The organism is Anaerobacillus sp. ABR4_321 (assembly GCF_056158505.1).
Genome location: NZ_JBSWTK010000001.1, coordinates 926,978 through 948,540, shown reverse-complemented (window position 1 = coordinate 948,540; position 21,563 = coordinate 926,978). Strand labels below are relative to the sequence as shown.

18 protein-coding genes, 1 pseudogene and 1 riboswitch are annotated in these 21,563 nt (G+C 42.9%); of the genes and pseudogenes, 3 read left to right on the top strand and 16 right to left on the bottom strand.

Translation table 11 applies throughout. From position 1 onward, the window contains the following. Window positions 1-35: 35 nt before the first annotated feature. From ACXADT_RS05135 to ACXADT_RS05115, 5 genes and pseudogenes are all read right to left on the bottom strand, one after another. Window positions 36-3,995, bottom strand: a complete 3,960-nt coding sequence (locus ACXADT_RS05135; RefSeq protein WP_474833439.1) for a cell wall-binding repeat-containing protein — start codon at window positions 3,993-3,995, stop codon at window positions 36-38. A gap of 339 nt (window positions 3,996-4,334) precedes the next feature. Continuing rightward, window positions 4,335-5,192 (bottom strand): DNA-processing protein DprA, encoded by an 858-nt coding sequence (locus ACXADT_RS05130; protein WP_474833438.1) that lies wholly within the window; start codon window positions 5,190-5,192, stop codon window positions 4,335-4,337. Window positions 5,193-5,919: 727 nt separating this feature from the next. Then, on the bottom strand, window positions 5,920-11,445 hold the full coding sequence (locus ACXADT_RS05125) for an alpha amylase N-terminal ig-like domain-containing protein (protein WP_474833436.1): 5,526 nt from the start codon (window positions 11,443-11,445) through the stop codon (window positions 5,920-5,922). A gap of 171 nt (window positions 11,446-11,616) precedes the next feature. Next, window positions 11,617-12,003 (bottom strand): annotated as a pseudogene (gloA2, locus tag ACXADT_RS05120) (SMU1112c/YaeR family gloxylase I-like metalloprotein). 49 nt (window positions 12,004-12,052) lie between these two features. Next, window positions 12,053-12,820 (bottom strand): SDR family oxidoreductase, encoded by a 768-nt coding sequence (locus tag ACXADT_RS05115; RefSeq protein ID WP_474833435.1) that lies wholly within the window; start codon window positions 12,818-12,820, stop codon window positions 12,053-12,055. A 213-nt stretch (window positions 12,821-13,033) separates the two neighbouring features. Then, window positions 13,034-13,130, top strand: a riboswitch (cyclic di-GMP riboswitch). A 20-nt stretch (window positions 13,131-13,150) separates the two neighbouring features. On the opposite strand from ACXADT_RS05115, the gene sinI reads away from it, so the two are divergent. After that, complete coding sequence (sinI, locus tag ACXADT_RS05110; protein ID WP_474833433.1) at window positions 13,151-13,270, top strand: DNA-binding anti-repressor SinI; 120 nt, start codon at window positions 13,151-13,153, stop codon at window positions 13,268-13,270. A 131-nt stretch (window positions 13,271-13,401) separates the two neighbouring features. After that, complete coding sequence (locus tag ACXADT_RS05105; RefSeq protein WP_474833432.1) at window positions 13,402-13,737, top strand: helix-turn-helix domain-containing protein; 336 nt, start codon at window positions 13,402-13,404, stop codon at window positions 13,735-13,737. A gap of 43 nt (window positions 13,738-13,780) precedes the next feature. On the opposite strand, the gene ACXADT_RS05100 is transcribed toward ACXADT_RS05105, so the two are convergent. The 3 genes from ACXADT_RS05100 to ACXADT_RS05090 are packed head-to-tail and all read right to left on the bottom strand — an operon-like array spanning window position 13,781 to window position 14,493. Next, a complete protein-coding gene (locus ACXADT_RS05100) occupies window positions 13,781-14,098 on the bottom strand; it encodes a DUF5658 family protein (RefSeq protein ID WP_474833430.1) in 318 nt (105 codons plus the stop codon). Further along, window positions 14,095-14,358, bottom strand: coding sequence for a hypothetical protein (locus ACXADT_RS05095; RefSeq protein ID WP_474833429.1), 264 nt, complete (start codon window positions 14,356-14,358; stop codon window positions 14,095-14,097). The genes ACXADT_RS05100 and ACXADT_RS05095 overlap by 4 nt, the downstream gene beginning before the upstream one ends. Window positions 14,359-14,370: 12 nt before the next feature. After that, complete coding sequence (locus ACXADT_RS05090) at window positions 14,371-14,493, bottom strand: anti-repressor SinI family protein (RefSeq protein WP_474833427.1); 123 nt, start codon at window positions 14,491-14,493, stop codon at window positions 14,371-14,373. Between the two features lie 288 nt (window positions 14,494-14,781). Between ACXADT_RS05090 and ACXADT_RS05085 the strand changes: the two genes are divergently transcribed. Then, window positions 14,782-15,114, top strand: a complete 333-nt coding sequence (locus ACXADT_RS05085) for a helix-turn-helix domain-containing protein (RefSeq protein ID WP_474833426.1) — start codon at window positions 14,782-14,784, stop codon at window positions 15,112-15,114. Window positions 15,115-15,153: 39 nt separating this feature from the next. Here the strand turns inward: ACXADT_RS05085 and ACXADT_RS05080 are convergent, their stop codons facing one another. The 8 genes from ACXADT_RS05080 to ACXADT_RS05045 form a co-directional block, all read right to left on the bottom strand. Then, window positions 15,154-15,327 carry a hypothetical protein gene (locus tag ACXADT_RS05080; protein WP_474810055.1) on the bottom strand — a complete coding sequence of 58 codons (174 nt, stop codon included), beginning with the start codon at window positions 15,325-15,327 and terminating at the stop codon, window positions 15,154-15,156. 196 nt (window positions 15,328-15,523) lie between these two features. Then, complete coding sequence (fabZ, locus tag ACXADT_RS05075) at window positions 15,524-15,946, bottom strand: 3-hydroxyacyl-ACP dehydratase FabZ (protein WP_224880227.1); 423 nt, start codon at window positions 15,944-15,946, stop codon at window positions 15,524-15,526. Window positions 15,947-15,964: 18 nt separating this feature from the next. Beyond that, on the bottom strand, window positions 15,965-16,243 hold the full coding sequence (locus tag ACXADT_RS05070) for a DNA-directed RNA polymerase subunit beta (protein WP_474833424.1): 279 nt from the start codon (window positions 16,241-16,243) through the stop codon (window positions 15,965-15,967). Window positions 16,244-16,294: 51 nt separating this feature from the next. Further along, window positions 16,295-17,296: a rod shape-determining protein gene (gene mreB / locus ACXADT_RS05065; RefSeq protein WP_270180354.1), complete on the bottom strand. Its 1,002-nt coding sequence runs from the start codon at window positions 17,294-17,296 to the stop codon at window positions 16,295-16,297. 135 nt (window positions 17,297-17,431) lie between these two features. Then, window positions 17,432-17,704: a sporulation transcriptional regulator SpoIIID gene (spoIIID, locus tag ACXADT_RS05060; RefSeq protein WP_224880233.1), complete on the bottom strand. Its 273-nt coding sequence runs from the start codon at window positions 17,702-17,704 to the stop codon at window positions 17,432-17,434. A 515-nt stretch (window positions 17,705-18,219) separates the two neighbouring features. Further along, a complete protein-coding gene (locus ACXADT_RS05055) occupies window positions 18,220-19,881 on the bottom strand; it encodes a sodium:solute symporter family protein (RefSeq protein ID WP_270180355.1) in 1,662 nt (553 codons plus the stop codon). Window positions 19,882-19,895: 14 nt separating this feature from the next. Beyond that, complete coding sequence (locus ACXADT_RS05050) at window positions 19,896-20,195, bottom strand: DUF4212 domain-containing protein (RefSeq protein WP_474810050.1); 300 nt, start codon at window positions 20,193-20,195, stop codon at window positions 19,896-19,898. A 415-nt stretch (window positions 20,196-20,610) separates the two neighbouring features. After that, window positions 20,611-21,525: a peptidoglycan DD-metalloendopeptidase family protein gene (locus ACXADT_RS05045; protein WP_474833423.1), complete on the bottom strand. Its 915-nt coding sequence runs from the start codon at window positions 21,523-21,525 to the stop codon at window positions 20,611-20,613. Between the last annotated feature and the right edge of the window lie 38 nt (window positions 21,526-21,563).

Sequence of the window (21,563 nt, the reverse complement as noted above, 5' to 3'; positions counted from 1 at the left end):
GGCACTGCTGTCAGCACATACCCCCGCTCCTTCTATTACTTATTAAGTTGGTTCATAACGTTTTCACTTACTGCATTCGTGCCTCCGAGAATGCGGAAATTCTTAATGTCGAGTTCATCGATTGCATTCTGAGTTGACATTGGCACCTGATCTTGTTGAACGAGGAGCGTGACAGCATCTTCTTTGGCAGCGAGTACTGAGCCAGATAATGCATCTGCAAATTCGCTTCCTGTCGTAATGAAAGCATTGTTTGATGATCCAACAAGGTCGGTTGCAATGGTAGCTGCGGTCTCATAACGGTTGTCTCCGCTAAAGCGCTTCGGATTCGGCAGCTCATCAAAAACGTCTGCTCCAATTGCCTTCTCACCTCCAACAACGATACTTCCATCGATGTCACGAAGAGCAGTTTTTGTTGCAGAAGGTAATTCTTCATTGTTCGTTAATAAAATTGGATAACCTTGCTTAGCAGCGTATGATGCTACAGCTAGAGCATCTGGATAGTTGTGCCCATCAGCGATTACAGCTTTCGTGGGATTACCATCAAGGCGAGCTGCAATGTTTGCAGCTGTTTCAAATCGGTTTTCACCCGATATTCTGTCTGCTTTTATACCAAGACCTTCAATCTGGTATTCTACATAGTTTGATATTGCGCTCGTTCCACCTAGAATAATAACTTTGTCAGGCGATAGGCGATCAAGCTCAGCACGTACATCATCATTCAATTTGTTCTCAGGATTCAGAAGGATCGGAGCATCATACTTATAAGCGAGTGGTGCACCTGCAAGAGCATCCGGATACGTGTCACCGCGAGCGATCACTACTGTATCTGCCTGCTCCCAACCTTCTTTTGAAACTTCGATCGCTGTTTTGTAGCGATCTTCCCCACTCGTACGATCAACTTCTTTACCAAATTGGATCTGAGCTAAAACTGGATCGTGATCACTCGCGCGCCCATCAGCTTCACTAAAGTCTGAATTGATGTTAATGCTGTCGATCGCCGTATGTTTTGCTAGATTGTTTGTTACGAGAATATGGTCGAGAACTTGAGAGTTTCCTTGATAGATGTACGTGTAACGCTGTTCAGGAGAAAGTTTCTCCATCATATTCGTTAGTACATCGCCTTCAAGCGTGTTGATCGGATCAGAGAACTCAAAGTCGTTCAAGTCGCCTAATACGATTACATTTGCATCTTCCATCGTTTCGACTGCACTGTTAACGAAGTCATTGATAACAGTTGCTTGTTTCATACGCTGAACTTCACTTCCAAGAACGACAGGGTGTTCGCTACCGAATAGTCCGCCGTCTCCACCTTTAGAATTAAAGTGATTAGCGATGACGATTACCTTTTTACCGTTGAATGTAAATTCTCCAGCGAGTGCTTTACGAGAATCGTCGAACGCTTCGTTCGTTGGATCGATACGCCCAGGGTTATGCGTAAGGCCATCTTTGTCGACACCGACAGCAGTCGTTGCATCTCCAGCAGGCTTGTCTGAGAAATCAACGCGATCAGGATTGTAGATGAATCCTACGCGGATGTTTCCTCCCGGCTGCCCGCCGTCCGTTTTATCAAGTGGTGCGATATCTGCGAATTCATACGTTGGGCCGCCAGCTGTTTCGATCGCTTTGATCAGCGCTTTGTAAGACTCACTTGCATCTGTCGTGCCATCGTCAGTCGGACCGTTGTTATCTTGTACTTCAACAAGGCCGATGATGTCCGGTGTTTTCATGTTTGAAACGATCGACTCTGCAATTTTTTCTGCTTTATCTGTTTGAGGAGCACGGAAGTTTTCGATGTTGTATGTTGCTACCGTAAGCTTCTCATCTGAAACTTCGATTTCAGTCGTTTCTCTTTCAACTCCACCGTCGATCACGGATGGGAATGTATCTGTCGGACGAATTTTAAAGTTGCTATAGTCATAGCTAACGTTACCTAGGATAGAACCATCGAACATATCTCCAGTTTTTACAGTAACGTCGATTCCATCAACATCGATCAGCATGCGTTCAGGGTTGTAATCTTCTGGTGAGATTAAAAGCCCGTCAGCGCGCGTACGCAGTTGATCGTCGCTTGTATTTACGAAAACAGGAACTTCATCATATTTCTTTGGTCCAGAAATCGTTGCATCAGGAATCTCGATCAGCATTCCTTCTAGACTTTCATAAAAATCTAATCCGTCTGTTTCGGGATCAAATGTTGTCATACCGTCATCTTCAATGTTTTCCGTTGGAGGCGTGCGGTCTGTTCCAATTACGATCGGAGCAGGTACCTCTTGATCAGATGAAACAACAGTGACGTTAGATGCTGAGATTTGAGTTGTTAATAGATCTTTTGCATCATCATATCCATCTTCTCTCCACTCGGAGACTTTACCGTCAACGGATACTTTGTCGCCAACTTTTACAGAATTACCTTTGCTATAAACAAAGATTCCTTCTGATGTTGCGATGCTTTCGTCAGGCGTATCACTCTGCATGTAGAAGCCGTTCGCACCAGCTTTCGCTGTTACGATTCCTTGTACCTGTGATACTGGCTTGTCCTTATAAGGAGATTCGTGTCCAGCACCTTGGATATCATGAATGTTCAGTTTGTCTGCTGGCTTCAGTACTGTGTAGCTGAACGTTCCGACTTCGCTTGTTCTGCCATCTTTTGAAGCGATCGCTTTAATCGTTGTATCTTTTGTAAGTGTGATCGGTGCTGTATATTCAGTGCTTTGGTCTGTTGGAGTTGAACCATCCATTGTGTAATGGATTTTTGCTCCTTCAGTTGCCGTTTCAAGCGTCACCTTCGTTCCTTCTGTTACTGAACCAGCACCAGGGCTAGCCACAACAGAGAAAGCGTTTTCAATGATGTCTGATGAGCTACGGAAAACGAGCTTGTATTCACCAAAGTCATAGTTGATGACGCCACGAAGAATCTCGTAAGTTTTCCCTATCTCAAGGTTGTCTGCATTAGGGTTATCGATTTTGAATTCGCCAACAGAATCAGTTGCATTAAACTCGCCATATCCTGCGTCTGATTTGATCGTAACGTTTTTAAGTTCTACGAATTCTCCTTCAACGGCTTCACCGTTTTCGGCTGTTAGATTACTAGATTGGATCGATTGTGGTTGTGGAATACCTGCATTTTGCGTCGTAATTGCGATATTTGAAGAAGTTGTGCTGATCTGTGCCATACCTTTAAAATCACTCAGGCTGCCCTCTACAGTGACTTCATCACCAGGGTTTGCTTTGATTCCTTCAGCACGCACGATGATTCCAGCTGTGTTGTCTTGGATGTATAGGTTTGTACTGCCTCCAGCGAGAAAGGAAGCTGTTGCAATCCCTTTTACTTTCACTGCTGAACCGACTGCTTTTGAACGTGCATCAGCGATCGATGAAAGCTCGACAGGTTCAGGGTCTGTTCCACCGTCTGAAAGATGAGAACCGAGATATGTCGTTGTATCTGTCGCGTGGGACGTCCATTCTGATGATGCATCGAATGCGTCGTTCGGGTTCGTATCGCCCGATTTAATGGAGTCGTTACGAACGAGAGTAACGTCTTTCGCGTAATCAGTGCCATTTGCGATTTGACCAAATGAATCGACAATCGTGCCGTTCTTTTTTAGCGTAATCGCATCATTGCCGTTGAATTTAGCTAAACCATGTGTTTTGTCAGCTTGACCTAAGATAGCTTGGTTGGCCGAACTATTAGCAATGACGTATACTTCTCCGTCCTCTAGTGTACCTTCTAATGTTAAGGTCTCACCAGCATCAGACTTCTCATTAAAATATACTTCTAATGTATAGTCTGATAGATTAACTGAACTACCTGTTCCGTTGTAAAGCTCGAGTGCCTTGTTGTTTGACGTGCCCTCTATGTATTCAGAAATGATAACATTCTGAAACGTCTCTTCAGCAGCCGATGCATACTGAGAAACAGGAGCAGCAAAAAAGCTCAAAATCATCGAAAAGATCAGCAAGAAGCTAATCGTGTGACTCGAAGACTTCCTTTTCAACTTATATCCCCCCGGAATTAGTCAGATTATGGCGAAAATTATCCGCCTCTTGCAGTATACAATAAAATCCAAGAAAAATCTGTAATTTCCATGTAAATTGTTTGTTGAGGGAGGGAATATCGGACCTGACCTTAAACAAAAAGAAACCACTAGGTCGATGGCTCGATCTAGTGGTCTAGGGGAAGGTTTATCTTCTTCTCTTTCTCATCAACCCTGATGGCTACTAGCCACCATGCTCTTGTAGGGAGATGGGCTTGAAGATCCTAGAGGGATCACTGCGGAGGTACTGAAGGGTAAAGGGTTTATAGAGGTTGGGTATAAGCAAGTAACGTAGTGATGCTAGAGTTCGTTCAACACCGCTTCAAAGGCTGAAACTCCTGGATAAGGTTCAAACCCGTCCTCTATTGAACAGCCTGGTATCTGTTCAGATAGCGCATCACTACGCGGAAGCATGAAAATTCTTCGATTGTGCTTTCGTGCAAAGCGGGCGGTGGACAGTGCACCACTTTTCACGCCAGCTTCAATGACAACTACGTGACTCGACCACGCACTGATCAGCGCATTTCGCTGTATAAATTGCTTTGGGGTAGGACGTTTTCCAGGTGCGTACTGAGAAATCACGGCTCCTTTTTCAATAATCGCTTCGTAGAGCGAGCGGTGCTCTTTCGGATAGCAATGATCGACCCCACTTGCAAGGAAGGCGATTGGTACACCACGATTTACGAGGCAGCCAACGTGTGCAGCTCGATCGATTCCTTTCGCTAGTCCGCTGATCACAGGAATATTTCTATTAGAAAGTGTGTACGAAAGTTCTTCGGCAGCCCGTCTTCCTTCCTCTGTACAATTTCTAGAACCTACGATTGCTACAGAAGGAGTGAATGAACGTATAAGGCCTTTATAATACAATAGTGCTGGTGACTCCGGTAAATCTTTAGCATACGACGGATAAAGGGGGTCATCCCGGGGCAAAAGCCAGATCTCTTCTTTATGAGCACGCTCAAGAATACGCTTACAATCTTCGAGTGACCGAGCCTCTAAAACAGCTTCTCGGACACGCTTAGAAATTCCCTTCACTTCTTGCAGCTCTAAAGAAGAAGCTTCATAGATTTGCTCAGGACTTCCAAATGCAGTCAGTAGTTTCTTTTGAGAAACAGGACCAACATGTCGGATTGAACAAAGCCAAATCCAATGCTCCATTCTTGTCTTCTCTTTCTTTATGGATTTTTAACTACATCTTTTGAGAACGTGTTATACAGAATACAATGTTCTTCATAGCTATAGACTTCATGTTAACTGGCTTCTAACTATGGTCTCTGCTACCTTTCTAGGAGAATATGTATGCGGAATCTACGAGCAAATCCTTTATGTATGAAAGATGAGCACCATAACGACTCCAGACATTGTTGGATGGAAAACCATCTCATTGACTAGATACAGGTATAATGATTAACTTAGGTGGTTTCCATACAAAAGGGAGTCAAGCAGGTCAGATGTGTAGCGGGTTTGAAGTACGTGTCCTTAGCCATATTTCTTATTGGAATTGCTGGCGTTGATGATTTCATGATTTCACCTGGTGGGTAATCGAAGGTTTCGATGGAGAGTTGCACATGGTTCGTCATGAGGCAGTATACGTGTAACGGAAAGCGGTAAAAACTTAGAAACTTTGTAAATCCTTTCACTTGTTAGACTGATACTTTTCGATTCCTTCGGCAATCGATATGATCCTTCGCCTCCTGGAAATCGAGTCATTCGAAATGCGGTTTTAAGAGAGGAAGATGGGGATTTTATACTATTGCGTGGTCGATAGTTGTAGTATATCACTTTCTATAATTTGGGAATAGTAAAATTTTAAAATATTTGGAAATATTTTAAAAAAAGAATGGAAAGGGAGTCAGATACGCATCTGCCCCCCTCGAAAACTTATTTACTGTTCTATCATTTCCCTCACGACTTCTTCGTTTACTGCGCCTGTTCCCCCTAGTATTGTAAACTCATTTGCTTCCAAATCTTTAATCGCTTGCTCAGTAGATTGTGGTAGGTTGTTAGGTTGAACCAGGAGCATCGCTGCATCTTGTTTTGCTGCAAGTACTGATCCAGCTAGTGCATCTGCAAAATCCATTCCTGTTGCGATAAACACATGCTGTGATGGATTCAGTTCAGTTGCTACTGCTGCTGCTGTACCAAAACGATCTTTTCCAGATACTCGTTTTGAACCTGGTAGTGATTTGAGAATACTATCCTCTACTACATGAGGTCCTCCAACAACAATAGAAGTCTTTACAGAGTTTAACGCTTTCTTCGTTTCTAATGGCACTTTATCTTTTAGTGTAAATAAGATTGGTGATCCTTGTTCAGCTGCATAAGACGCTGCAGATAGTGCATCAGGGAAATCTAGTCCGTTTACAACAACGGCTTCATCAGAAATACCCATCCGTGCTGATATATTTGCCGCTGTTTCAAACCGATCCTTCCCGCTGATTCGATCCACTTTTACTTTAAGCCCACGAAGCTCATACGCAACGTAATCGGATACTGCTGCCTTCCCACCAAGAATGATGACTTTCTTAGCTTTCAAGCGTTTGATTTCTTCTTTTGCAACGTTTGTTAAGCGATCCTTTCCAGTTAATAAAATCGGCGCATCTAGTTTGTAAGCATACGGACCACCTGCAAGCGCATCTGCGAAGTCGGTTCCGTTAGCTAAAACAACCGTATCTGCTTGATCCCAGCCTTTCTTTGAGATCTCAACCGCTGTTGAGTAGCGGTCTTTTCCGAACAAACGGTCTGGCTCTGCTGGCTCCCCGCCACCCGATGTAACCGTCCACGTGTATTCTTTCGTGTTCTTCGCGATCGCGCCACCATCATTGTTAAAGATCTCAGACTTGTTCTCTTCCGATGGTTCAATCGTGATTGGGATGTTGTTTTCACCATTTTCAAGTTTCACTTCATGGCTGAACGACATATCGTCATTCACTGTTACATTTTCACCATTAATCGTTAGAACGCCTTCTTTGATCGCATTTCCTTTGAACGTGACGGTGTCACCATCTACTTTTGCACCGTTTTCTGGTGCATCGACAACGACCGGCATGTCGATCCATCGAAGAATTTCATCTTCAACGACCATCTTGTTGCCACCTTGATTAGTGACAGTGATGCTTAAATCCGTCCCGATCGCACCATAACCATAGTAACTAACGTCGTCGTCCGTCTTATCAGAACGTGTATGATCCGCTAGCCCTTCTTGATCCCACGATTCACCTTTCGCGTACTTGTACGTTAAGATCGTGCCTTCAGGGAATGTTTTGGTAAGTTCCCAATCAGCTGTAACCGCTCCGTTACGTGACATTTCCCACGCACTCGTGTTCCATCCGTTCTCACTGCCTGGCATCGTAACCTTCGCGCTTAGCGGCGTGTAATCCGGAGCATGAACTTTGAACGTCACATCGACCATGACGATATCTGGTGTAATCGTTACGGCATTCGAAACCCTTTTGTTTCCTGAGCGGTCGTATGCCACTACTTTGTACTCATACGTTTTACCATTCTCAACAGCAAAATCTGTGTAGCTTACTTTTTCTGCATCATTCAGTCTCTCGATGATGTTACCATCTCTTTCGATGGCAAAAAGATAAGGGTCGTCTGCGCCACTGAGGCTCCAGTTCAACGTGACTTGTCCAGACTCTTTTAGCGGTTCTTCAAGCGTAACTGACTCAGCAGGCGCTTTTGTATCATTCTGGTTTTGCGACAACGTCACTTCTTCTACGTTCGTCGATTTCCACGTTTCACCACGATCTGTTGAAAATGCAAGGCGGTATTGGTATGTTCCAGTTTCAATCGGGCGGAAGTCAGCCGTGAATAGGTTATATGCATTTCCGTCCCCACTTTGTCCTTTATAGGTCGCTTTTGAATCGGTCCATTCGCCGTCTTGCTTCACCTGTAACTTCGCCGTCAAGCCTTGAGCTAAACCTGATTCAGTCGCGCCGTCAATTTTTACTCCTGCTTCGATCTTAAATGTGTTGGAAAGATCGAGCACACCGTCTTCGATTTTATTAACATCTGTCAGATCATAGCTTCCATCTTTCCACTCATAGTGCGGAACTGCTGCTTTTGTCGTTTCAGTCAAAGGTGATTCATTTCCTTCACCATCTACTGCCGTCACAGCAAAGTAGTACGACTGACCATTTGTTAATCCATCGATGACGATCGATGTTTTATCTGTCGTCCCCACTTCTTCGAACATCGCACCTTGTAAAGTAGATCGATAGACTTTGTACTGCGCTGCGTCCCCCGTCCAGCTAAGCTCTACACTTCCTTCTAAAGCTTTCGCATTAAGGTCACTTACTGGTTTTGGAAGCTCAAAGTTCTGGCCGCCATCAGCGATCAGCATGCGTCCTGTCATCGCAGGTACAGTCACGCTCATCTTGCCGCTTTTTACAGCTGTACTGTAGTCCTTCGCAAGTCCGTCGGTGAACGAAATAGTGTTCTTTACGATACCTTCTACGTCTAACTCAACTGTTTTGTTATCGTTTCCGCGATTCACCGCGACCACTGCTGCACCTTCTGCATTCGTACGGGCATAAACATATACATCGCCATCAGCATGTAACGTTTTTAGATCTCCATATGCGAGTAGATCGGCATTCTCTGATCTTACCTCACCAGCACTTTGATAGTGCTTCACTAACGCTTCGTTTTCTTCACCCCATGGATACGTGCGGCGATCGTCAGGGTCTTTAGATCCTGTTACTCCCGCTTCATCACCATAGTAGATCGTCGGCGCGCCTGGGTACCCCATCTGAAGTACTGCCGCTAGCTTGAGTCGCTTTACCCCAAGCTCATGATTATAGTTCGGATCGAATTCAGCACGCTCATACGTGTCTGTCCCACCACCGAGGATATACACAGCACGAGGCGTGTCATGAGATCCCATCAAGTTCATGAGAGCACGAAACGCTTCATCAGGATAGTCCTCCTGCACAGCCTTCAGCTTCTCATCTGCACTCGCAGCGTTACCATTTTTCAAGAAGTCTAAAATCGCTCCTTCAAAACGATAGTTCATAACCGAATCATACTGATCTCCAAGAAAATACTTAGACGCATCATCCCAGATTTCTCCGAGAATCAATGGTTCTTCTCCTTCTTTAAGCGTTGCACCCGCGCCTGCAATGCTGTCTGATTTCAGCTCATCGCGGAATTCACGCCAGAACTCCATGTCCACTTCGTTCGCTACATCGAGTCTCCACCCGGATGCACCGTTTGTGATCCAGCTTTTCGCTGCTGAATCGTCATCATACATGATGTAATCCGAGAATTTCTGGTTGTTAAGTTCACTCGCATAATCGACGGCATCGCCCTCGATGCTTTTAATTTCAGGAAGCGAGTCATAGCCCCACCACGCCTGATAATCGTAGCGTTCGTTTCCGTTCTCATCCGTCACGATTTCATTTTTAATATTAAACCAGTTGTGAAAACCATATTCATCATTGAATGTCTGGCCTTCTTCTTCAAGCTGTTTACGTGCTTCTTTTTTCGCATCTTCTTCAGACAGTCCCTTATCATTCATAAGATCATAGATGAGAGACCAATACTCGTACGCGCCAACAACGTCATATTTTCCGTAACGATCAAAATAGATCGAATCATCACCTACGTGGTTAAACACCCCGTCCATGATCAGATGCATGTCGCGCTTCTCGAGCTCTTTTGTGAATGCCTCAAATTCTTCAGGTGTACCGAACAATGGGTCGATATCCTTCCAATCCGTTGCATCGTATTTATGGTTCGATGCAGCTTCTGCGATCGGATTGAGGTAAATCGTATTAACACCTAACGATTCGATGTAATCTAGCTTTTCATGAATCCCTTTCACGTCACCGCCAAAGAAATCATTGCTCCAGATTCCATCTCCTTCATATCCAGAACGATCAGCTAGCCTCGGATTATCAGGTAGCTCATCCCATTCTTTATGTTCGATCGGCTCATCACCACGTGCATATTTCTTTGCATCATCGTTCTTCTCATTTCCGTTATAAAAACGATCAGGGAAAATTTGATAAACGACGGCTTCCTTCATCCAATCAGGCGTTTTGAAGCCAGGGTCAAACACAGTGAGTTGATACAGTTCTGCGTTTGCATCGGTCGCTTTTCCTTTCGATCCCTGCTGTGTATCTTCACCATACTCAGCTTTTGCTGCACCATCACGTACAATAAACTTGTAGCCATAAAGACCTTTGACTTCTGGCTTTACGTCTGCCTCAAAAAAGTCCATTCCGTCAGAAGTCGCCGCTTTTTCCATCGGAACAAGCTTACTTGTACCCGTATTTTGATTCTTGATATACAATTCTGCTTTTGTTAGATCATCCTTTTTGGCTGAAAGACGAAGCGTAACGGTTTCGCCTTCTTTTACAGCACCAAACGGAGCTCGGTATGCTTCTTCCCAGGAGTTATGTAGAAGTTTTTCTTTGTTGATCGCTCCATCAGAACCCTCAGGGCTATAATCAGAACTAACATTTTTCGTTTCAGCGTTAAATTGGAACGTGATCGTTGCATCAGCAATAACGTTTAGTGCAACGTTATTCGAAGGATACTCTTCGCCCCAGTCGCTTCCTAACACAACTTTGTATTCATAGTTTCCTTTTGGAACATCTGAAGTGTATGTGTAAATATTATCGAAATTATCATCGGTTAATAACGCAGTCGATGTTTTCGGACTCCACTCATCTCCAGCATCGATCGCAGGCTGGATAGAACCTACTAATCTCGGTTGTTTTTCATCGGAAATCTTACTGTAAAAAGTGGAATCTGCTATTGCATGCGTGCCATCATGGTAATAGAACGTTACTTTCGATGCTTCAGAAAGCTCTAGCGGAATGTTTCCTCCATCTTTCCCATAGCTTTCCCCCCAAGATTGATTGATCGCAATCTTGTATTCATACTTACCAGCAGGAAGCTCTGCCGTAAATTCATAGAATCCATTCCCTTTGTCTTCCATGATCGTTTCAGATGCATCAGGCTTCCAATCAGCTTCTGCACCTAGCTCATCTTGGAGATCACCGACTAGTGTAACGGTACGTTTCGCATCCGCATCGCCGATTTGAAATTCGCTGTTTTCTCCTCCATTAGAATTGAGAGGATCCTTCATCCATTCACCATCGACGATAAACTTGTACTGGTGCATTCCGTTCGATAGATCATCGACTTTAAGGCTCCAGACATCTCCCTCACCTTTCGTCATCTCAAGAGCGCCGTTTTCCCAATCCGTAAAATCACCAGCGACTTTGACAGACGTCTTGCTACCGTCTCCCTGATAGTTGAACGTTGCGCTCGATCCTTCGATTACCGGACTCGTAAGCGTTGCAGCTTCGACACCCGGCATTGCTCCTGCCAGCAACTGCAACACGAGTACGATTGCTAGCGACAAAGAAAGCCGTTTTCGATTACGCCGTTTCATCGATATCCCCCTTTAATTTAAATCTACAGTTTGTGAAACCGTTTGCACAAAAACGTTAGTGAAATCGATTGCGCAAAGTTGCACAAAAACCATCTCACTAAATAAGCAAACGCTTTCAAACTTATGATGCCACAGGTTTGGCAGGTAATCAACTCCTTTTGGTTAAATGTGCTAATTTTCATACATTTCGATAGGTAATTCGTCTGGATCTTGAAAAAAGGTGAACCGCTTCCCTGTTAACTCGTCTACTCTAATTTCTTCAACGCTAGTGACACCTTTCCTTCTAAGCTCCTGTGCAGCCTATTCGATGTCGTCCACTTCAAATGCAATATGCCGAAGTCCACGTGCTTCCGGATAGCTTGGGCGCAGAGGAGCGGAATTGAAGGAGAACAGTTCGATTCGCGTATGCTCTCCAACCGCTAGATCAAGTTTGTATGACTCTCTTTCGTTCCGGTACGTTTCTTCTAATACCGTTAATCCCAGTACATTCACATAAAAATCTTTCGAGCGTTGATAATCTGAACATATGATGGCAACATGGTGTACCTTTTTAAACATCTTCAATCACCTCTATACCAACTTAGCGACGGTTCGTTCTTACGTCAAGCTACAGAAGTGACTCAGCTCCATCAACGTACATCGCTGTTCCCGTCACATGACTCGATGCATCTGAAATGAGAAAATAAACGACATCAGCGACTTGTTCAGGCTTTCCTGCTTTTTCTTCTAACGGGTGGCTACCTTCTGGATACTCTACAGGTATTTCAATTTCTTTAACACTTTCCTTTTGATCCGTATTTTCATCGATATTGGTTTCGATCGCTCCAGGACAAATCGCGTTCACTCTTATGTTATAGTTCGCTAGTTCAAGCGCAGCCATCTTCATAAACGCAACTTGCCCTGCCTTCGATGTGCTGTATGCAGACATCCCGAAGTTCGAGAACGTTCGATTTCCATTGATCGAACTTGTGATGACCATACTCCCTCCGTTCTTCTTCATATATGGAACAGTATGCTTCACCATGAGAAACGTACTTCTCAAGTTCGTTTGAATCGTTTGATCCCAATTGTCTACACTCATTTCTTCAATCGGTTGAAGCGTCCCGTTGATTCCAGCATTGTTAAAGAGATAATCGATCGCACCAGTTTTTTCGCTTACTTCTTGAAGCTTACTGACAACCTGGTCTTCATCAGACACATCGACTTCATATGCGAACGCATCACCGCCTAGGGAGATGATCTCCTCTTTTACTTCTTCTGCACGACTTTCTTCTACATCGAACAAACAAACTGTGATGCCTTCCTTTGCGAACCGCTTTGCAGCTGCTGCTCCAATACCAGATCCGCCACCTGTAATCACCGCAATTTTCTTCATGAATATCCCTCCTCGTCTTCCTTCTATACCCATTCTTTCGGTGGGTCAGTCTAAAAACATCACTAGTGTTCTTTCGTGTTTCAACGGTACTTTTTAAGAAATGACAAAAAAAGTTGTTTTAGCTTCCAAAAAACAACAAATTTCTTAAAACATTCATACTATGATAAGAATATGACATTATCCGTATACATAGTTCTAAAGTAGTGGATATCCTCCAGTAAAAGGCAACCTACTTTGAAAAAAGTAGATCGCAAAGTTATCAGATCTAAGGGAGTCTGTATATGATTCCTAAGATGGCTGAACTACCTGGAACTTAAAGGAGGAGTGAGGATGAAAACAAATGAAAAAGTAAGGCTTGATGATGAGTGGGTATTCCTAATCCTTTCTGCCAAGGAATTAGGTTTATCAGTAGAAGAGGTGAAAGCTTTTATTAGAAAGGAAAAAAAGTAAAAGACTCTAGGGAGTGGAGAGTGGAGAGTGAGTAGTGAGCGATTGCCGCTTTTGTTCTATTTACGGAACATAACCATACTGATATAATACTTAGTATCTGAGAGTGACGTAGAAGTATGGGAGGGTAAGACATGATAGGAGAGCAAGTAAAGAAGTATCGATTACGTAAAGGCCTCTCACTTTCTGAATTAGCTGAACGCGCTAGTGTAGCAAAATCCTATTTGAGTTCAATTGAACGAAACATACAATCTAACCCTTCTATTCAGTTTTTGGAGAAGATTTCAGGAGTATTAGATGTTTCTGTAGAGGTACTTCTTCAGGGAGATAACCTCATTCATCAAAGTGAATTGGATTCAGAGTGGAGAAAACTTGTTAAAGAAGCGATGAATTCTGGTATTAGTAAAGAACAGTTTAAGGAATTCCTTGAATTTAACAAGTGGCGTGCAAAGCAAGGAAGCGACAAATAATCGATTCATACGGGAGCCTCAAGCGAAGGCTCTTTTTACTATATCAAAGTAAAAAGAGCCAGTAAGAGTGATAAATTATTAATGCAGTATAAAGTACTGTTGCAACGATCAACAGTACTCTTACTAACCGCGATTGGAATTTAATCTTTATGCTCCCTATAAACACAAGTAAAATGGACAATGTTATTTTAAAACCTAAAAAGACAAATGGATGAATCGTAAATAATAAGTTCATCAGTGGATTTGCCTCTTCTATCACGTTGTTCTGTACGCCCCAGTATGTAATGACGCCATCGATGGCATTACAGGATGCCAAATAGTACATGGTGGATTGAACAAAAGGTTGCGAAAATCTACTCATTCCAAGTTCGAGGATATAACCTGATTCTTAATGATCTCTCTTAATTCGTTATAAAGTTTCCGCTCGTCCTCAAATAGCCATCTTCTATTATCCTCATGTAATTCGAGCTCCTTAATCTTGTTAAGAATAAAGTCTAAGTCACAGCGCCCTTTGTATTCATCATTAATATAAAGCTTGCCGGCCCTTTCATCGAGTGCAACAACCTTGATTCTCTTTCCCGTGATGTAGGATACAAACGTGCGATCTCCTAGCTTAATCATCTTAATTCCCCCTTATTTTTTTGAGGAATTATCCAGGAATTGTCTAATCTCTTCTTTGCTAAGCCCTAACTTTTTTGCTTTTGAAATAAGGGTGATCCACTCTAAGTCTAATTTTTCTCCACCATACGCCCTCATGTTTTACCTCCTTACTTTTTTCTCCATAAACCGACATTATAAAGAACATATTGTTCTTTATTTAGAATATAACTCTAATATAAGCCTACCGGAAAGAATATAAAAGACTGAAAATTCTTTATTTTAATTGTAATTTAGAACAAATTCTGTAATTTACTAATTTATACTTTATTTTTCTTATAATTCCATTTATTATGCATTATTTTGAGACTTTTGTTCTGTTTACAGAACATTACGTTCTTGATAAGATAATAATATACAAATACTAATAAAGTTGAGGTATTGGGGATGATAGGTGAAAAAATTAAGCTTTATCGAAATCGCATGGGGCTTTCATTAACTGAACTAGCGAAGCGAGCTAACGTAGCAAAATCATACCTCAGCTCGATCGAACGCAACCAGCAGGCGAACCCATCCATACAATTTCTCGAAAAAATTGCTACTGTATTAAAGGTGCCTATGGATGTGTTCATTCAAGATGGTGAATTCGAAGGCAGAGAGTCCAATCTGGACCCAGAATGGCAGTTGTTGATCGAAGAAGCGATGCGGTCTGGCATCACGAAAGAAGACTTTGAGGAATTTCTCGAGTTTAGGAAGTGGCAATTAAACAAGAAAGACTAATGAAAAACTCCCGCCTGGAGTGGACGGGAGTTTAACAACTTATTCAGCAGAATTCTCAGAGTTAGTGGATCCGTTGTTCGAAGCAGGTTCTTCCGTATTACTTCCGTTATTGGTCGTATTATTGTTTCCTTCTTCTTCTCCACCGCTACAAGCAGTGATGAGCATAACAGCTAGAAACGAAGTTGCAATTTTGGCCATGAATTTCTTATTCATTATCAAAATTCCTCCCTAACCAAGTTTGACCGCGGCTACTGAATAAGCGGTTGACCAAATCATAACAACAAAATTCTCCCATGTGTGGCAATTAACAGAGTCTCAATAAAGCCTTTAAATGCTTAACAAAATCGCACAACGTTTTTACAATTGAACTAAAAAAAGCACCTCGAAATTCGAGATGCTTGAAAGATCGTTATTTGAGGGCAAACATGATTTCCGCTTCCGCAGCAACTTCACCATCGACCGTCGCTGTCGCTTTTCCTTTGCCCATAGGTCCTTTAATACGGATGATCTCAACTTCTAAGCGGAGCTGATCACCTGGCTTAACTTGTCTCTTAAAGCGGCATTTATCGATGCCTGTAAAGAAAGCAAGCTTCCCTTGGTTCTCTTCCTTCTTAAGCATAGCAACCGCACCTACCTGCGCAAGTGCTTCTACAATTAAAACACCTGGCATGACAGGGTAATCAGGAAAGTGACCGTTGAAAAATTCTTCGTTGGCTGTAACGTTTTTAATTCCGATCGCTCTCACTTCTTCCTCTACTTCAACGATCTTGTCGACAAGTAGAAAAGGATAGCGATGTGGAATGATCGATTTGATATCTTGAATGTCCATCATCACGAGTGCTCCCTTCTTTTACTCCGTTTCTTTCTTAACAATATCAGAGATCTTCACCCAGGTCTCTTTTTTGAAAATGTCTCCCGGGCTCCCTTCTCCGATGACCCCGTATCCAATCATAGCTCCTGCAGCCAGTGAAAAGGCAAGAAGCAGTACAACGAGAATAAGGCGCAGCCAAATCGGGATCAACCGAATTCTAGGCATACGCTCTTTTATTTTCTTATTCTTTGTCTTTTTCTCCTCATCATTCATGTTGATTTCTGAGGTTTCATTTACGTTTTCATGGTTGTTCGCCATCATGATAACACCCTTACGAATAGTTTCCGTTACCTAAGAACTTCCGATAAGTTAGACTAGTTTCTTTTTAGCGATTTTGTCCATATGTTCTAGCATTAAGCCTGTCCCTTTTGCAACGCAGCTCATTGGTTCTTCAGCAACTAATACAGGAACCATCAATTCTTCAGCAAACAATTGATCGATTCCATGAAGAAGCGCGCCTCCACCTGTCATGATTACGCCGCGATCGATGATATCTGCCGAAAGTTCAGGAGGAGTACGTTCAAGAACGCTTTTCGCTGCCATCACCATATGAGAGATCGGTTCTTGTAACGCCTGCTGAATTTCATCAGATTTCACTGTGATGGTTCTAGGAAGTCCAGTAACCATGTCACGTCCGCGTATGTCGAGCTCTTCTTTCCGACCACCTGGAAATACCGTTGCAACATTGATCTTGATCTGTTCTGCCGTTCGTTCACCGATCAATAGCTTGTACTCTTTCTTGATATAGTCTAAGATCTCGTAATCGAACTTGTCCCCTGCCATCTTAATGGAAGAGGCGGTGACGATATCGCCCATCGATAGTACTGCGATATCAGTCGTCCCACCGCCTATATCCACTACCATATTTCCGCTCGGTTGGAAGATATCCATTCCAGCACCAATTGCGGCAACCTTTGGCTCTTCTTCTAGGAAAATTTGTTTCCCACCGCTTTTTTCAGCAGCTTCTTTGATCGCTTTTTTCTCAACCGATGTGATGTTAGTCGGTGTACAAATTAAAATACGCGGCTTCGATAAAAAGCTTTTCACATTGATCTTGTTCAAGAAATGTCTAAGCATCACTTCTGTAATATCGAAGTCAGCGATGACCCCATCCTTCAATGGACGGGTAGGAACGATGTTTCCAGGCGTCCGGCCTACCATCTGCCTTGCTTCTTCACCTACGGCAAGTGCTTTACCCGTTGTGGTGTCGATCGCTACAACAGAAGGCTCATCAAGGACAATCCCTTTTCCCTTTAAATAAATCAGTACGTTCGCAGTACCTAAGTCAATCCCTATATCACGTGATAACATGATCTATCCTCCCTGTGTTCAATCACTCATCTATAGTTCCATTCCTAGTATGTATAGAGTTCATATCCATTAGTATATTGTATCACAAAAGTGAACATGGAAGAAAAAGATTTAGAAAAAATTGTCGTTTTTCACCTATTTTACAGCTTCTTCCTTCTCAGTATCCTTTCTATATTTTATTCTAGTCGCTTCCCCGCCTCGAAGGTGTCGTATCGATTTATGATACTCAAGAATTTCTTTCACCTCGTTGGCCAGGTCAGGATTGATTTCTGGGAGTCTTTCAGTAAGGTCTTTATGGACGGTGCTTTTTGACACTCCAAATTCTTTGGCGATCACCCTCACCGTTTTCTTCGTCTCCACGATGTAATTTCCAATCTTGATGGTTCGCTCTTTGATGTAATCGTGCACACCACTCGCCTCCCTAAATTGGATGTGAGAGATGCGAAATGAGACTGATAAAGTGATCATGCTACGAAGCTCAAGTCATCAAGTCGATCTACATGATGTCAGGAGAATTGTGTACAAGAATACTTCGAAGCCTTACCACAACTTCTCACCTCTGCCCCTCATTTACTAAGTTTTGTAACATTTTATTAGGGGTTGGATAGTTATATACCAAAAAGTCAAGAGGGACAAGTGATTTTATTAAATTTTATTTAAAATAATAGCCATTATCTGTGAGTAGTGGTTGATATACGCTGCAGGTGCTCGCTTTAGCTCGGTGGGCGTTGAGCCACCTGCGAAGACCTATGCGCCTCTGGGGTATCACCTGTCCCACTAGTCCCGCAGAAGGCGAGCACCTTCCGCTCAAATCAACTTTGAAGTATCGTATTAACAAGTTTTCTTCAATCTTCTAAGCACATCTATAGAAAAGATAATAAAAATAAAAAGCCCCGGATACCATGGTATCCGGGGCTAGCACGTTAAATGACTTCATCATCTTTCCATACTTCGCCATCTTTGTACTTCAATTGTTCAGGGTATCTTAGGTCCAACACCTCTTCTTGCGTTTTCTGTGATGGTGGGGCTGTGCTTAGTGAAACAATGATATTCGTTAAGAAAGCAGCTACCGCGCCGAACACGCCTGCTCCTGTGTCGATGATTCCAAATACTGTAACTCCACCAAACTTCGCTAGGAAGATATAAGTTAAGGTTACGAGAAGGCCCACAATCATTCCAGAAATAACTCCATATGCATTTGCACGTTTCCACCATACTCCTAATATGAGCGCAGGGAAGAACGTACCAGAAGCGAGCGCAAACGCCCAGGCAACGATTTGAGTGATTACCCCAGGTGGATTCAAAGCCACAAGGCCTGCTACGATCGTTGCGATCAGAATCGACCAGCGTGCGACGGCCATACGCTTCTTCTCAGAGGCATTCGGATTAATAATACGGAAATAAATATCATGTGAAAAGGATGAAGAAATGGCCATCAGAAGTCCGCCTGCGGTTGAAAGAGCTGCAGCCATCGCCCCAGCAGCTACAAGGCCGATCACAAAGATTCCTAAATTTGCGATTTCCGGAGTAGCCATAACAACAATGTCATTACTGATGGCAATTTCTTGCCACTGAAGAATGCCATCAGAGTTTCCGTCTGCCATACTGAGTAAGCCTGTGTTGATCCATTTCTCAGTCCAGCCAGGTAAGTTATCAATCGGACTACCCGCTACTTGTTTCATCAAGATGAAGCGAGAAAAAGCAGCGTACGCTGGTGCTGAGAGATAGAGTAATCCGATGAACAACAGTGCCCATGCACCACTCCATCTAGCAGCTTTCATCGTCGATACAGTATAAAAACGGACGATGACGTGCGGTAATCCTGCTGTTCCGGCCATCAAACTAAACATCAGTGCGAGAAACTGCCACTTTGAACCGGTATCGAAAGGCGTAAAATATTCCGAAATTCCGAGCTCCCGATCGAGTTCTCCTAATTCAGATACGATGTTTCCGTAACTTAACCATGGTAGTGGATTGTTCGTGATTTGAAGAGACATGAAGATGATCGGAACAAGATAGGCAATGATCAAGATGATGTACTGAGCTACCTGAGTCCAGGTAATCCCTTTCATCCCGCCCATCGTTGCGTAGATTGCAATGATTACAACCCCGATCATAACGCCAATCTTCGCATCTACTTCAAAAAGTCTCCCGATAACTACGCCTGAACCTGCGAGCTGACCGATCGAGTATGTAAAACTGATGATAATTGTTGCGATCGCCGCAATAACGAGTGCTGTTTTACTTTGAAACCGATCTCCGATGAACTCTGGAACTGTGTATCGCCCAGATTTACGGAGTTGAGGTGCTAATAGAAATGTTAGAAGCAAATAGCCGCCTGTCCAGCCCATGATGTAAGCAAGTCCATCATAGCCGAGTACCATAACGGTTCCTGCTAAACCGATGAATGAAGCTGCACTCATCCAGTCAGCGCCGATCGCCATCCCATTATAGACCGATGGAACCCCACGACCCGCTACGAAAAATTCTGACGTTTGCTTAGCTCTATTGTAAACGGCTATTCCAATATACAATCCAAACGAGGCAATAATAAGTAGTAATGATACTAGAAACTGAGAATCCATTCATATCCTCCCTCTTATTGACTAAGTGTTTGTCCCTTTACATTCTTACTCTTTTTCTCTACTAGATTGTATTTCTCATCGATACGGTCGCATATGTAAGCGTTAACAAATAATAGAATGATAAACACGACGATCGAACCTTGAGCACCCATGAAATAATGCAGTGGAAAGCCGTTGAACGTATACTGCGCTAGCGTTTCAGCAATCAAGACCATGCCGAACGAGACGGTCAACCAAATGATTAATAGAACAGTGGTCAGACGAAATCTAGCTTTTATATAAGCATCTGCAGTCTTTTTATCAATCTTCTTCACTCTACTTCCACCTCCAATTATTTTAAGTTAAAAATAAGTTCCACAGTTTCTCCAAAACCAAGAGGAACTCTGGCAATTTCAACAATGAGATAAACACCCAATAGGCCGATGGGCATCAATAAAAATAGAGGCTTTCTTTTCTGAACAGTAACGACGATGCTAATCAATACCGCGACGATAAAAACGTATAAAATGGTAGGGTCTCCTTTCGTCTAAATTATCTGAATATTTAAATCATATTTTACATTATCAAGTTATTACTCCTATAAGTCAAGATTAATTTTCCACAAATCTTCCAATCGTTCATGAATATCCTACATAAAACCACCTCCTATTTCCCGGGAAAGGTCGATTATTGTTGAAAATATTCATTGATAACAGAGAAAAAGCCCCCGATCGCTCGGAGGCCTGTTTCTTATTGAGAGTCTTTTGACCCTTTTTCATTGTTGGTGTTTGAGTCTTTCGAACCTTTTTCATCTGCATCTTCTGTGTCTTTTGAACCTTTTTCTTCAGTAGCGTCTTTTTCAGCTTTCTCTTCAGCGTCTTTCTCAGAGTCTACTCCCTGATTTCCTTCTGAAGCAGAAGGATTTGTTACAGGGTTACCAGCTTTCTCTTCACTATCCTGTACTTCTACAGCAGAGGATGGTTGGTTGAATACATCAAGCGGGTTAACTGGTGTACCGTCTTTACGTACTTCAAAATGTACATGTACGCCAGCATCAGTGTCGAATGTGTTCGTTCCAGCTGTACCTAACTCATCACCTTGCTTCACTTTGTCGCCTTCAGCAACTTCAAGCTTATCAAGAGACTCATAAACAGTTACAACGCCATCTGCATGTTCGATGTGTACAACGTTACCAAGCAACTGATCTTTTTCTGCTTTCACAACTTTACCACTCATTGCAGCAACGACTTCAAAACTTGCTCCATCTTCTTTCGCATAGTCGATTCCTGAATTCTGGTAGTAGGTATTATTATAGAATACGAGAGCAGCTTTTTGTTCGTCAGTGCTAGCTTCAGCGTCGTAATATTGCTTTTGAACAAATACGCCACTATCTTCAGAAGCAGGTACTTTAAAGACTTCAGAATCTCCTAGAACCGGGACAGACTTTTCATCAGCATCATAGGCACTTCTGTCAGAATCAATACCACTCAAGTCACGGGGCTCTTCTGCATTTTCTTGACCGCCTTGCATCCAAAGCACTGCTGTTAGTACTAGTGCTGCGAATCCAAGGTATACTGCTGGATAAATCCAACGCTTTCTAGCTAGCTTTTGCCATTTAGAAGCGCTTTTTTCAATAGGATGAGATTTTTTGTTTTCATCTCCCATTTATCATCACCTCAGCAACCATTGTTGTCAGGTTACAA